16 protein-coding genes are annotated in these 13,626 nt (G+C 38.8%); 13 read left to right on the top strand and 3 right to left on the bottom strand.

Annotation, left to right across the window (positions count from 1 at the left end; genetic code table 11):
* Positions 1-3 precede the first annotated feature (3 nt).
* A complete protein-coding gene (gene cysD / locus VSAL_RS02380) occupies positions 4-912 on the bottom strand; it encodes a sulfate adenylyltransferase subunit CysD (protein ID WP_012549245.1) in 909 nt (302 codons plus the stop codon).
* Positions 913-1,291: 379 nt separating this feature from the next.
* On the opposite strand from cysD, the gene VSAL_RS02375 reads away from it, so the two are divergent.
* Entirely contained in the window at positions 1,292-3,262 is a 1,971-nt protein-coding gene (locus VSAL_RS02375) for a bifunctional 2',3'-cyclic-nucleotide 2'-phosphodiesterase/3'-nucleotidase (RefSeq protein ID WP_044583172.1), read from the top strand.
* Between the two features lie 39 nt (positions 3,263-3,301).
* On the opposite strand, the gene VSAL_RS02370 is transcribed toward VSAL_RS02375, so the two are convergent.
* Positions 3,302-3,715 (bottom strand): hypothetical protein, encoded by a 414-nt coding sequence (locus VSAL_RS02370; RefSeq protein WP_012549243.1) that lies wholly within the window; start codon positions 3,713-3,715, stop codon positions 3,302-3,304.
* A gap of 126 nt (positions 3,716-3,841) precedes the next feature.
* Here VSAL_RS02370 and VSAL_RS02365 point away from each other — a divergent pair, with 126 nt between their 5' ends.
* The 10 genes from VSAL_RS02365 (at position 3,842) to VSAL_RS02320 (ending at position 11,580) form a co-directional block, all read left to right on the top strand.
* Positions 3,842-4,432 carry a DedA family protein gene (locus tag VSAL_RS02365; RefSeq protein ID WP_012549242.1) on the top strand — a complete coding sequence of 197 codons (591 nt, stop codon included), beginning with the start codon at positions 3,842-3,844 and terminating at the stop codon, positions 4,430-4,432.
* On the top strand, positions 4,432-5,562 hold the full coding sequence (locus VSAL_RS02360) for a hypothetical protein (protein WP_012549241.1): 1,131 nt from the start codon (positions 4,432-4,434) through the stop codon (positions 5,560-5,562). The genes VSAL_RS02365 and VSAL_RS02360 overlap by 1 nt, the downstream gene beginning before the upstream one ends.
* Before the next feature lie 17 nt (positions 5,563-5,579).
* A complete protein-coding gene (locus tag VSAL_RS02355; protein WP_044583171.1) occupies positions 5,580-6,122 on the top strand; it encodes a hypothetical protein in 543 nt (180 codons plus the stop codon).
* Positions 6,122-6,868, top strand: a complete 747-nt coding sequence (locus tag VSAL_RS02350; RefSeq protein ID WP_012549239.1) for an NRDE family protein — start codon at positions 6,122-6,124, stop codon at positions 6,866-6,868. The genes VSAL_RS02355 and VSAL_RS02350 overlap by 1 nt, the downstream gene beginning before the upstream one ends.
* Before the next feature lie 18 nt (positions 6,869-6,886).
* On the top strand, positions 6,887-7,306 hold the full coding sequence (locus VSAL_RS02345; protein WP_044583170.1) for a YHS domain-containing (seleno)protein: 420 nt from the start codon (positions 6,887-6,889) through the stop codon (positions 7,304-7,306).
* 73 nt (positions 7,307-7,379) lie between these two features.
* Positions 7,380-7,835 (top strand): hypothetical protein, encoded by a 456-nt coding sequence (locus VSAL_RS02340; RefSeq protein WP_044583169.1) that lies wholly within the window; start codon positions 7,380-7,382, stop codon positions 7,833-7,835.
* 3 nt (positions 7,836-7,838) lie between these two features.
* Positions 7,839-9,611 (top strand): lysophospholipid acyltransferase family protein, encoded by a 1,773-nt coding sequence (locus VSAL_RS02335; protein ID WP_012549236.1) that lies wholly within the window; start codon positions 7,839-7,841, stop codon positions 9,609-9,611.
* 9 nt (positions 9,612-9,620) lie between these two features.
* Positions 9,621-10,193, top strand: coding sequence for a Crp/Fnr family transcriptional regulator (locus VSAL_RS02330; RefSeq protein ID WP_012549235.1), 573 nt, complete (start codon positions 9,621-9,623; stop codon positions 10,191-10,193).
* A 65-nt stretch (positions 10,194-10,258) separates the two neighbouring features.
* Positions 10,259-10,711 carry a GNAT family N-acetyltransferase gene (locus VSAL_RS02325; protein ID WP_012549234.1) on the top strand — a complete coding sequence of 151 codons (453 nt, stop codon included), beginning with the start codon at positions 10,259-10,261 and terminating at the stop codon, positions 10,709-10,711.
* The gene (locus tag VSAL_RS02320) at positions 10,711-11,580 is read left to right on the top strand and encodes a DMT family transporter (protein ID WP_012549233.1); all 870 of its coding nucleotides are present in this window, start codon (positions 10,711-10,713) and stop codon (positions 11,578-11,580) included. Before VSAL_RS02325 ends, VSAL_RS02320 begins: the two co-directional genes overlap by 1 nt.
* An 11-nt stretch (positions 11,581-11,591) precedes the next feature.
* Here VSAL_RS02320 and VSAL_RS02315 read toward each other — a convergent pair whose 3' ends face one another.
* Positions 11,592-12,254, bottom strand: a complete 663-nt coding sequence (locus VSAL_RS02315) for a LysM-like peptidoglycan-binding domain-containing protein (protein WP_012549232.1) — start codon at positions 12,252-12,254, stop codon at positions 11,592-11,594.
* A 139-nt stretch (positions 12,255-12,393) separates the two neighbouring features.
* Here VSAL_RS02315 and VSAL_RS02310 point away from each other — a divergent pair, with 139 nt between their 5' ends.
* On the top strand, positions 12,394-13,014 hold the full coding sequence (locus VSAL_RS02310; RefSeq protein WP_012549231.1) for an FKBP-type peptidyl-prolyl cis-trans isomerase: 621 nt from the start codon (positions 12,394-12,396) through the stop codon (positions 13,012-13,014).
* Between the two features lie 122 nt (positions 13,015-13,136).
* Positions 13,137-13,604: a DUF2780 domain-containing protein gene (locus tag VSAL_RS02305; RefSeq protein ID WP_044583168.1), complete on the top strand. Its 468-nt coding sequence runs from the start codon at positions 13,137-13,139 to the stop codon at positions 13,602-13,604.
* Positions 13,605-13,626: the final 22 nt, after the last annotated feature.

The raw sequence follows: 13,626 nt of genomic DNA, 5'->3' as shown, positions 1-13,626 counted from the left end.
TATTTAGAAATAACCCTGGCGTTTTTTCTGTTCCATCGATCCAGATGAGTCATGATCAATGGCTCGCCCTTGTCGCTCACTGGAAGTAGCAACCAGCATTTCTTCAATAATTTCAGGCAAGGTGTTCGCTTTGGATTCCACAGCCCCTGTTAATGGGTAACACCCTAATGTTCTAAAGCGGATGTCTTTGTATTCAATTTTTTCCCCTTCTTTTAACTCCATTCGCTCATCATCAACCATGATTAACATACCATCACGATCAACTACTGGGCGTTTTTCAGCTAAATAAAGCGGAACAATATCGATACTTTCTAAATAAATGTACTGCCAAATATCCAATTCCGTCCAGTTTGATAATGGGAAAACACGAATACTTTCACCTTTATTTACTTGACCGTTATAGGTATTCCACAATTCAGGACGTTGATTTTTTGGATCCCACGTATGATTTTTATCGCGGAAAGAATACACACGCTCTTTTGCTCGAGACTTTTCTTCATCACGACGAGCCCCACCAAATGCAGCATCAAATCCATGCTGATTTAGCGCTTGTTTCAGACCTTGAGTTTTCATGATATCGGTGTGCTTTGAAGAACCATGTACGAATGGGCTAATCCCCATTTCTATCCCTTCAGGGTTTTTGTGTACTAATAGGTCAAACCCGTATTTTTTAGCGGTTTTATCTCGAAACTCAATCATCTCTTTGAATTTCCAATCCGTATCAACATGAAGAAGCGGAAAGGGAATTTTTCCTGGATAAAAAGCTTTACGAGCAAGATGCAACATAACCGAAGAATCTTTACCAATGGAATACATCATCACTGGGTTATCAAACTCTGCGGCGACTTCACGGATAATATGAATACTTTCCGCTTCAAGTTGCTGGAGGTGGGTTAATCGTTTTGCGTCCATGTAATATTGTCCTTTAGGCTAAATTGGGGATGGCGATTTCTCATTCCAATAAAACCACTATAGACGTCTTCATTTATTACCTGAAATTCTAAAAATTCATTTTTTATTCGATTTAAGACTAACGGATATCATTAATATCAATTCCATTTCTAAAAATCCTATCAGTTTCACAAATATAAATTCAGAAAAGTAAGATGATGCGTGCGTATAAACACCAGCATTGCAACGTTAACGTCAACTTAAATACATAACGTACTCGTTACCCTAACGCACATAGAAACGAGATCAAGTGCACACATTAAAAGAGCAATTACATTTCCAATACAATCAATCTGTTATCTTGATTTCGCTTTTATGATCATAACCTTTGGAGAACACTATGAAACTGTCTATTAAACCTCTATCGCTAGCAGTACTGGGTGGCTTATTAACCCTTTCAGGCTGTACACCAGCAGAAACAAATGAAGTGATTAAACTGCGTATTGTAGAAACAACGGATATCCACACTAATCTGATGGATTACGATTACTACAAAGACAAACCATCGCAAAAAATTGGTTTAGCGCGCACTGCAACATTAGTAAAAGAAGCTCGTGGTGAGGTGATAAACAGTGTTTTAGTTGATAATGGTGATTTACTGCAAGGTAGTCCAATGGGTGACTACATGGCAGACAAAGGATTAGAAGAAGGGGAAGTTCACCCTGCATATAAAGCGATGAATCAATTAAGCTATGATGCCGGTAACATCGGTAACCATGAGTTCAATTACGGTTTAGATTTCTTAGCCGAATCCATTAACGATGCCAACTTCCCTTACATCAATGCCAATGTGTATGACGCAAAAACAAAAGAACATTACTTCAAACCATACATTATTAAAACGCACAAATTTAAAGATACCGCAGGTGTAGAACACTACATTAAAGTGGGTTACATCGGATTTGTGCCACCACAAATCATGGTATGGGATAAGAAAAACCTTGAAGGAAAAGTCTTCGTAAAAGACATCATTGAAACCGCAAATGAAATCATTCCTCAAATGAAGTCTGAAGGCGCAGATGTCATTGTCGCTATCCCTCACTCAGGTGTTTCTACTAATCCATATAAACAAGGCGAAGAAAATTCGACTTACTACTTATCTGAGGTAGAAGGCATTGATGCGATCGCTTTTGGTCACTCTCATGCCGTCTTCCCAGGAAAAGGGTTTGATAACATGCAAGGCATCGATAACGTAAATGGCACAATAAATGGCGTTGCCGCGGTGATGCCTGGACGTTGGGGTAGCCATGTTGGTGTGATGGATTTAACGCTTGAACAGAAAGACGGCAAATGGATTGTTGCAAAAAGCCAAGCAGAAGCTCGCCCTATCTTTGATAAAGAAAACAACAAATCATTAGCTGCTGCTGATGAAGGGATTGTTAAAGCATTAGAAGCGGATCATAAAGGCACTCGTGAATTTGTTAACCAACCTATTGGTAAAGCTGATGATGTGATGTACAGCTTCCTAGCCTTAGTTCAAGATGATCCAACCGTGCAAATTGTTAACCTTGCACAAAAAGATTACGTTGAACGTTTCATTCAAGGGGATCCTGATTTAGATGGTACTCCTGTACTTTCTGCTGCAGCGCCATTTAAAGCTGGTGGTCGTGGAAATGACCCAACAAACTTCACTGAAGTTGAATCAGGCCAATTAACGTTCCGTAATGCGGCTGATTTATACCTATACCCGAATACACTTGTTGCAATGAAAGTAACGGGTAAAGAAGTCAAAGAATGGCTTGAGTGTTCTGCTGGTCAATTTAAACAAATCGACATCAACAGCACAGCTCCTCAACAGTTAATTGATTGGGATGGCTTCCGTACTTATAACTTCGATGTAATCGATGGCGTAAATTATCAGATCAACGTAACACAACCAGCGAAATACGATGGTGACTGTAACTTAATCAACGAAGGTTCAGAGCGAATTATAGGGCTTACTTACCAAGGTAAACCAATTGATGCGAAACAAGATTTCCTTATAGCTACTAACAATTACCGAGCTTACAGCGGCAAGTTCCCAGGAACAGGAACGGACTTTATCGCGTTCGATTCTCCAGATGAAAACCGTACCGTTCTTGCTAGCTACATTTCACGAGTAAGTAAAGAGGAAGGTCAAGTTCAACCAAGTGCTGATAATAATTGGTCTTTCGCTCCAATCGAAGGAGGGGAAAATCTGGATATCCGTTTTGAAACTTCACCAACAGAAAAGGCAACTCAATTCATTAAAGATAATGGTCAATACCCAATGAAACAAGTCGCGACAGACGATGTTGGTTTTGCCGTTTATAACATTAATCTAAGTAAATAATTCAATACTGATTTACTCTGATTACATAAGATAGCATCGTTATTTAACGGTGCTATTTTTTTTACATAATCCATAAAATAGCGTATTGGCAGCCAAGCTTCCCGTAAAAATATTAATTAGAATTAAAATAACTTGAATGTAATCATCACTGTTTTTGACCGTTAACCCTAACCACTCCGCCTCTATCCAATTTGTTAGTAATTCATCCCTTGCGGATAAGACATCTATCGATGCAAACGTCCCTAAAATAATTAATAGCACACTGCAAAGAACATAATGAAACCATTGATCCGCATAGACAATGGCACTTAATAGATTAAAAATTAAAACGCCGTAAGCCAAAAATGAAAAGAAGTAAAAAACTTCATAAATATGAAAAACAAAAGCCGCAATAAAGAAAAACCCAAACAGCCCAATCGCCGTGCCAAGGTGTAACCAAAATCTTTTATTCATACATAAACCAAATATAAACGGAACCTATTGTTAATCATAAGCTCAAATTAAAACAAATGAGAAACATATATTTACATTTTTTTAATAGAGTGCCACTCTAAATAAAAATACTCAGAAGGAAGAGTTATGAATGATTTAGTCGCAAATATACAAGAAGCACTGTTTACGTCTCATAGTTCAGAGCTCTCTATCTTTGTGGGGATCATTTTACTTTCTTACCTATTGGAAGATCTGGCCATTGTGACTGCCGCCAGTTTATCAGCCCAAGAAATGGTGACGCCTATGATAGGCCTATTAGCCGCTTTTATTGGTATTGCCAGTGGGGATCTTGGTTTGTATTTTTTAGGTCGGCTCTCTACACGTTTTCGCCTACTTAGATATAAAACCTTAACCAACGCTCATTTGCGTTACTTAAGGAAAAAACTCCAATCTAATCCTATGCTTAATTTATTCATCATTCGATTTATCCCCGGTCTTAGAACAATAGGCTTTACCTTAAGTGGTGTATTCCATATTCGGGTTCTTACCTTTCTTACTGCCGTAATGAGTGCTACTGCCGTTTGGACTGCACTCGTGTTTCCTAGTGTGTATTTTTTAGGTAGCAGCAGTTGGATCAAAGCGAGTGAGCACCAATGGTTATTAATACCGATAATGACATTGGTTTTATTTGCCACAAATCGAATAGCAAAAAAGAAAATTTCAAAGGAATTGACCTAATGACAAATAACACCATCAATACAATAGCGAAAGGTCATATAAACGCAGGAATGCCAGAACTCGAATCAGACACGCATCGAAGTGTGTCTCCTTATGAATTTCTACCAAGTTGGTTTTTTTATACGCCCGTGGTCATTCAGAGTTTTTTTCTTGGCCTAAAACACTTTGATTTTACGTTGCCTCTTATTGCTAACCCATCAATTAAATTAAGTGGCATGGTTGGTGAATCTAAACACGATATTTTAAACTTAGCAGGGCCAATCGCTCAGCAATGGATATCGCCTTTTACGACGATAACAACAACGAACGATCCTATTTTACAACAAACTCAAAACGCCATTGATGAAATGAACCAACATCAATTGTCCTTTCCTGTGGTCGCTAAACCCGATTTAGGCTGTCGCGGTGTTGGCGTTAAATTAATTCAATCGCCAAAACAGTTAAGTGATTATTTTAATTCTTTTCCTATTCATGCTCGATTTCTAATTCAAGAAAAAGCACCTTACGCAGCAGAAGCAGGGATTTTCTATGTGCGTTACCCAAATGAGAAAAAAGGCAACATAATTTCCATCACGCTTAAGTACTCTCCCCTCGTGGTTGGTGATGGCATCAGCACATTAAAACAATTAATCGAAAACGACAGCAGAGCGGGCCAATTAGCCCACTTATATTTACCCCGTCATGAAAAAAAAATAAACATGGTTTTAGATGAAGGAAAAGAATTTCAACTTGCCTTTGCTGGAAGCCATAGCCGAGGCTCTATCTTTAGAGATGGCAATCAATACATCACCGATCAATTGGCGGAACGTTTAGATCAGATTTTTAATGATTTAGAGGGATTTCACTACGGTAGGCTAGATGTGAAATTCAAAGACATTCAATCTTTAATGAAAGGCGATGATTTTACCATTTTAGAGATTAATGGCGCGAGCAGTGAAGCCGCACATATCTGGGATAGAAACACCCCACTCAAAACGATTTTTTCCACGTTATTACTTCAATACAAAATATTATTTGAAATTGGCGCACTGCAAAAAAAACAAGGTCATCACTCCCCAAAAATAAAAGAACTATTGGCGGCATGGAAAGAAGAGAAACAACTCACTCTTCAATATCCACCGACCGATTAAATAAAAAGGAGTTTTTAATGCCAACACTCGCAACACAAGAGGTACATCAGTCACCCGTTATTAGTGGCTGTATTGATGAACTAACAAAAGGAGTAACACTATTAAATTTAATTAACGATAGTGATTACATCCACCTTGCATTGCCCTATGTAGAGAGTTCTATTGGCAAGCATTTCCGTCATATTTTGGATCTTTTTCAAGCATTAATAAAAAAAGAACCCACCGAGCCAATTAATTACAATGTTCGTCGTCGAGGCCATCCGATTGAAAAAAATAAAGACATCGCCATTACTGAACTGAATGACACAATAGATTGGTTAACTCATTTCCCGATAGAGCAACTCACCTCTCAAGTCTCTCTGATCACCGAGGTTTGTCCTTATAAAAAGCAAGACCACATAATGCTTTCAAGTATCGAGCGTGAAATAACCTTTGCGTCACTTCATGCCTCTCATCATTACGCGTTAATAAAAGTCATCACCTTATCCATTGGCATAAACACGCAATCAACGTTTGGTTTCGCGCCGACAACAACGACCTATTTACGGGGAGAAGCCTAATGTGCACAGTCTCTTGGTTCAACACGCCTACAGGATATGAATTATTTTTTAATCGTGACGAACAGCGGTCTCGCTCTGATGCATTAACACCTCAGGTGTTTCAAGAAAATAATGTGGATTACATTATGCCAATTGATCCTGTCGGCGGAGGCAGTTGGATTTCACTCAATAATCACGGTATTTCAATCTGTCTGTTAAATTATTATCAGGGGTCTACACCACCAAATAACGCGTTAAGCCGTGGTCTTCTTATCAAAGAATTAGCCACCTGCCATCATATAGATTCAATTCAACACGTTCTTTCTAAAATGGATTTCTCTCATTTTGCCTCTTTTACACTATTAATTTTTCCTTCCACGGCATCCAATGAAAATAATACCGTTAAAGGATTTCGCTGGGATGGACAGAGCTTTGATTCAATAACTCCGATCTCTCCTATGATCTCTTCATCCGTGGATGCCAAAAGCGTTATTGAACACCGTTTGTCAGTATACAAAGAACTCACCGATTCAGGCGTAAACCGTCAAACACTGAATACGTTCCATCAACATCATCATGTAAAACTAGGACATCGCTCCCCTTGCATGCATCGTCAAGATGCCCAAACCGTCAGTTTTACGCACATCATTGTCGATAATGAAAATAATACATTACGTTATTTTTCAGGCTCACCATGCCAAACAAAAAAGTATTTGGCCTATGATGTTCCTTTCCATTCATACAACAACACCCACTCATACAGTTAATATTATAAGGTCATGATTATGAAAAAGTTATTGTGTTTATTTATGTTGATATTTAGTCAATCCTCTTTTGCTTCAGACGCAATTTATACTGGCTTCTTTAGCAATAAAGCGATTGATGGTTATGACAGTGTTAGTTACTTCACTGCAGAAAAACCACTAAAAGGAAGCTCTGAATTTGTCACCTCTTATATGGATGCTGATTGGTATTTCGTTTCTCAAGAGAACTTAAATTTGTTCACCGCGAATCCGACAAAATACGCGCCTCAATACGGTGGTTTTTGTGCTTGGGCAGTGGCTGAAAAAAATGACCGCGCGCCTGGTGACCCGAATCAATTTTCAATTGTAGATGGAAAGCTGTATTTAAATTATGACGCGGGTGTCAAAACCTTATGGGAAAAAGACATTCAAGGCTTCATCACACAAGGCGATAAAAACTGACCCAAGCTACTAGAAAAGTAAGCGGTCACAATTAAAAAACACAGCCAACCAAAAATCATAAAAGGAAATAATGATGAAAGAAAAATTACTAAAGTATGGCCCTTCTGTTTTTATCGCATTTGTTTTTATTCAATCACTGTTTTTTAAATTTACCGGATCTTATGAAACGGACCATATTTTTGGTGTGCTTGCAGAATGGTCTGGGATTACTTGGTTTGGTGTCAATGGTGGGTATTTAATCGGAACCGCAGAGCTTATTGCCTCTCTTCTATTATTTACTCGTTTCCATGGCTTAGGCGCAATAATGACAGTCGGAATAATGAGTGGCGCTATCTTCTTTCATTTATTTACCCCTCTTGGCATTCAAATGCCTGAGTTTAATTCGGTAGGGAACATCATAGGCTACGACGGGGGACTTCTCTTTGGTATGGCTTGCTTAGTATGGTTGTGTGGCGTATTTCTTTCAGTTCGAGATCTTAAGTCTGACAATGGCTTTTTGGCCTTATTGCTTAATTCAAAAGGGATATAATGTATGGTGACGAGTCCATTTCGACTTCCTAGAGTGACTCCTTTTGGCCTTGGTGAATCTTTTGCCGAATGGGTAACGGGGTTAAATCGGTTAGATACACATTATCAAGAGCGACCTAAAGGGCTAAACAGTTTTGAATTTATGCGCTACACGCTTCAATGTTTAGATGTCACGTATGATATTCATCAAGGCGAATTAGACTCTATTCCGACGACAGGCCCTGTTGTTATTGTCGCAAATCACCCATTAGGCGCCTTAGAAGGCGTGATATTAGCAGAGATGGTAGGACGCGTTCGACCAGACGTAAAAGTACTGGCTAATGAATATTTAAAACAGATACCAGAGATCAGCGAATTATTTATTGGCGTCGATGTATTTGAAACAAAACAAGCCAAAAAGACCAATGCCAACGCACTGCGTGAAGCCCATCAGCACCTAGCAAATAACGGGGTATTAATTATTTTCCCTGCGGGGGAAGTCTCTACCTATAATAAAGAAACAAAATTATTATCAGACAAACGATGGAGCTATTCCGCCACCAAATTTATACAGAAACATAACGCCACCACGGTTCCCATTTATATTGATGGACGAAATAGCCACACCTTTTACCTTGCAGGAAAAATTCACCCACTATTAAGAACATTAATGCTGGGACGAGAGATGCTCAATAAAAAAGAAAATACGATTAATCTATCGATCGGCAACCCTATTTCTCATAAAGAACTGTCAGGATTTAATTCCCCGATTGAAACCATTAATTATTTAAGACTAAATACCTATTTACTCGCAACCAATACAGACCAAACGCCTCAACCAGAAGTGAAAGCCACCGCATTATCGCCAATAATGCCCGCCATTAATGCCGATATTTTAGAAAAAGAAATACATGGATTACCTGAGAGCGCAAAACTATTAGAACAAAGTGGCCTTGCCGTTTATTGCACCAAAAGCCAATTCATTCCAGCGGTGATTCAAGAAATTGGACGAATTAGAGAGGTCACCTTCAGAGACGTCGGTGAAGGAACCGGACTGTCTTGTGATTTAGATGAATACGATACCCACTACTATCATCTTTTTATTTGGCATCAAGAAAATAAAGAAATCGTTGGATCTTACCGATTAGGATTAGTCGATGAATTAATTGAAGAATTTGGACTTGATGGTTTGTACTCTCGCAGTTTATTCAACTACCAACAACCCTTCATTAATACATTACACAATTCGATAGAAGTAGGACGCTCTGTGGTTGCCAAAAAATACCAGCGCAATGTCAGTTCATTACTTTTATTATGGAAAGGGATCTCAACCTTTGTTTATCAACGTCCTCAATACACTCATTTGTTTGGCCCAGTCAGTATCAGCAATGACTACAGCTTATCTGCACGCCAATTAATTGCATCAACGCTGACTATTCATCATTACGATAATGAAAAAGCGGCATTAGTATCCGCAACCACTCCCCTTAAACCGATAATAAAAAAAGTATGGAATGGCGATATGCTTTCTCTACTGGGTGATTTAAAACTGCTATCAAAAGTATTAAGTCGTATCGAAAAAGGAAAAGGCTTACCCGTTTTACTTCGCCAATACATCGGACTCAATGGTAAGTTAATTTGCTTTAATGTTGATCCAGATTTTAATGACGCTTTGGATGGATTAATTGTGGTCGATATGAGTAATGTTCCACACAAAACATTAAGTAAATACATGGGGAAAGAAGAAGCAATGTGCTACCTTGAAAAACACAATCGCAACAACATACACTCGAAATGATGGTACATAATGCTGAATGATTTTATTCACCGACTCCAATGTTATGACTTCACTGCAAAAGAAATTGAAGTATTAATTAGCAAAACTAAACAAACACAACTGGCGTCAAAACAAATCATCATAAAACAAGATGACATGACAGATAACCTCTATTTTTTAATCGATGGGATCTGTCATGCTTCCTATTTAACAGAGCATGGCAAACAATTTAGCAAGGAATTTTATTGGCAAGGCGATTGGATTATTTGTTTTGAAAGCCTCGTTAATAATCAAACATCGCCTTATACTCTTGAGACCATCACACCTGTCACCTTACTCTCAATCCCTATCTCCTTTCTGAAGACATGGAGAGCACAATCTCACCCTTTTTATCTGCAATTGCTAGAAACGCAATTAATGTATAAAGAGAAAAAAGAGCGTTTTATGCTTCTTTATTCTCCCCAAGAAAAATACCAAATCTTCTGCCAAACCTACCCTGCATTAATTGAAAAGTTAACTGATTATCAAATTGCCGCTTATTTAGGAATAACTCACATCAGTTTGAGCAGAATTAAAGGACGAATAAAAAATAAATTAACATAAGTTAATGCTCAAAAAAGTCGAAGTTGCTATCTTGTCTTTTCATATTACAGGCAGAGCACATCATCATGATTCAATGGCAAAAAATTCCGTTTAGCAAATTAACCACACCACAGTTATACGATTTGCTTCGCTTAAGAGTTGATGTATTTGTTGTCGAACAAACGTGTCCCTACCCTGAGCTCGACGGCAAAGATTGCGTTGATGGGGTTTATCATTTAATTGGTATTAAAAACAATGAAATGGTCGCTTGTGCACGATTACTTCCACCAGGCACGTCTTATGATCACGTAAGCATTGGTCGAGTTGCGACAAAAGAAAGCGCAAGAGGTCATGGCTTCGGTCATCAATTATTATCTGAAGCATTACTTCATTGTGAAGAATTATGGCCGGGAGAAACGATTGATATAGGCGCTCAAGAGCACTTAACTCATTTCTATCAAAAACACGGTTTTACCGTTATCTCTGATATGTACTTAGAAGATGATATTCCTCACGTCGACATGCGTTTAGAAAAATAATGACCCAATTGAAACCACAGATATCACCCACTAATATGGCCATATTATTACTTGTTTTAGGTAATTTGATGGCATCACTGTCAGATGTCGCCGTAAAGGTGTTGGAAGGGGGCGTATCCCCTTTTCAGTATATTTTTATACGCCAGCTTGTTTCCTTAGCGCTTATTTTTCCTTTTTGGATTAAACAACCATCAGCAGAGCGACAAATAAGCAATATAAAAATGACGGCGATTCGTGCCCATGTCGTATTAATCGGCAGTGGTTGCATGGTGGTATCCATTACCTATCTTTCTTTAGCCACCGCAAACGCCATTTTTTATACCGCACCATTAATCATGATCCCTTTGTCGATGCTATTACTAAAAGAAAAACCATCCACAAAAAAAATCATTCAAACCTTAATTGGATTTCTTGGTGTACTCATTATTCTCCGACCTTCTCAATTCCATTGGGCGGCTATTTTTGCCCTCGGTACCGCGATAACCTTAGCGCTGTTTAATATTTTAATCCGACGGATACCCAGCGAACAATCGGTTATTACAACGTTACTGTGGACAACCTTATTGTCTTTACCTGTATCAGGTACTTTGGCGTTTTTATATTGGCAACCATTAACACTCCACGCTTTTTTCTGGGTAGCGTTAAGTGCCAGTTGTATAATTACGTACAATGGATTGGCAACGATGGCCTATAAGAAAGCCCCTGCGACACAAATTTCTTTGGCTGAGTATTCAGGGTTAATTTTTGTCGTTTTATTTGGGGTATGGTGGTTTGATGAAGTGCCAGACAGCTTAACATTGGTAGGGATTGGATTAATTATTTTCCCTCTAATGCCCAAAGCATGGCTCAAAAACCTAAGAGGGAAATAAATCAGCCGGAATTATTTACTGCGGCCGAAATTGCCATCAGACATTCTAAAATACATCACCGCTTGGCCTTCTCGCTCGATTTGAATGATATCCAAATCCCCTCGAGTATTGAGTTTAAAACGAAACAGTTGGCCTTTTTTAACATTGCTCAACGGCTTATCTGCCCCTTCAACTTTCAATACTTTATTTAATTCAGTCAGCGATAAATTATTTTTTCTAAACACTTGGTAAAGCGTATCGCCTTCTTTAATTTTATAATCGTGCCATTTCTCAGCGCTTCGTTCTTGTGGAGACGTTTTTACTTCTGTTATTTCTTCTGCCGATTTTTCTTGTTCAAGCTCATAAGGGGAAGGCGCATTACGAATCGCCTCTTCTTGTTCACTCAACCCTTCTAAATTTAAACTCACGGTTTGTCTCTGCATTTCATCCGCAGGGATCATCGTAGGCGAAATACTTTCAACCGTTGCAGAATCAACCTCTTGGTTACCACTTGGTAATAAAACTAAAACTAATGTAACAGGCAATAAAACCATCAATGCTTTTTGATGAAAAGCAGGTAAACGATCCCAAAATGGAGAAAATCTAGCCGCTATTGGTTCTAATTTTTTTTGTACAACAGCCAACTGAACCTTAAAGTCAGGACGTTTTATGTTCGGTTTCTTTTTTTTATTCATGACATCGCCTCATGCGAAACTGGTTAGCTCACGTTTTATTCTAATATCAGAGTGCAAAGAAGTACAAAAGTTTACCTTAAGCTTAGATCTCTGTATCCTTTATCTCTTCGTTTATACCATATAAAGAAAGAGAGACAGCATGTCTGAAGTTAAATTAGAAACAGTTGAGCAAAGAGCAAGCTACGGTATTGGTCTACAAATGGGCCAACAACTTGCACAATCTGGTCTTGAAGGCCTAAACGTTGCAGCGATCGCTAAAGGCATCGCAACTTCACTAACTGGCGACATGCCAGAAATCGAAGTTGACGCAATCAACGAAGCACTTCAAGCGCTTCACATGCGTGCTGAAGAAACTCGTGCTGAAGCATCTAAAGCAGCTGCTGCTGACGGCGAAACGTTCCTAGCGGACAACGCACTACGTTCAGAAGTTACTGTACTTGAGTCTGGTCTTCAATATGAAGTACTAACTGAAGGTACTGGTGAAATTCCAACTTCTGATAAAACAGTACGTGTTCACTACCACGGTATGCTAACTGACGGTTCTGTATTCGACAGTTCTGTAGAACGCGGCCAACCTGCTGAATTCCCAGTAACTGGCGTTATCGCTGGTTGGGTTGAAGCTCTTCAACTAATGCCTGTAGGATCTAAGTGGAAGCTTTCTATCCCACAAGACCTAGCATACGGTGAGCGTGGCGCTGGCGCTGCAATCCCTCCATATGCAGCACTAGTATTTGAAGTAGAACTACTAGACATTCTTTAATCTTTCTCAAAAAAGATTAAAAATAAAATAAGAAAGCGATGCCTATGGGCATCGCTTTTTTTTATGTCATACTCTAACGGTATGTTACGAAAATAAAACCATAATGTTAAAAGGAAATGACAATGAAAAAAACTCTTATTTTATCGACTTTAGCGATTGCTCTTACTGCTGCTGCACCGGCTAATGCCTTCTTATCTAGCTTATTTGGTGGTGGAGATGATGAAGCAAAAACAGAACAAGCAGCCGCTTCAAACCCTCTTGTTGGTATGTTGACAGATAACTTAGGTATTTCTGCCGATCAAGCAGCTGGTGGTGCAGGTGCATTATTAGCAATGGCAGGTAATGGGTTATCAAGCTCTGAAAGCTCTGAACTAAATAGTATGGTTCCTGGCCTTGAGTCTCTAACTGGTGCTATCCCTGGTGGACTAGGCGGTATGATTTCAAACATGGACAGTGTTAAAACTGCATTTTCTGCTCTAGGTTTAGATCCGGCTCTTATTTCAAAATTCACCCCATTAATTACTCAATACCTAACATCACAAGACGCAAGCTCAGGCCTGCTTGATTCTCTGACTTCATTATGGAAATAATTTCTTTTTAAGAGAAATAAAA

This window comes from Aliivibrio salmonicida LFI1238 (genome assembly GCF_000196495.1).
GTDB classification, from domain to species: domain Bacteria; phylum Pseudomonadota; class Gammaproteobacteria; order Enterobacterales; family Vibrionaceae; genus Aliivibrio; species Aliivibrio salmonicida.
Note: the sequence above shows the minus strand (reverse complement) of the source record. Positions and strands in the feature narration are given on the sequence as shown.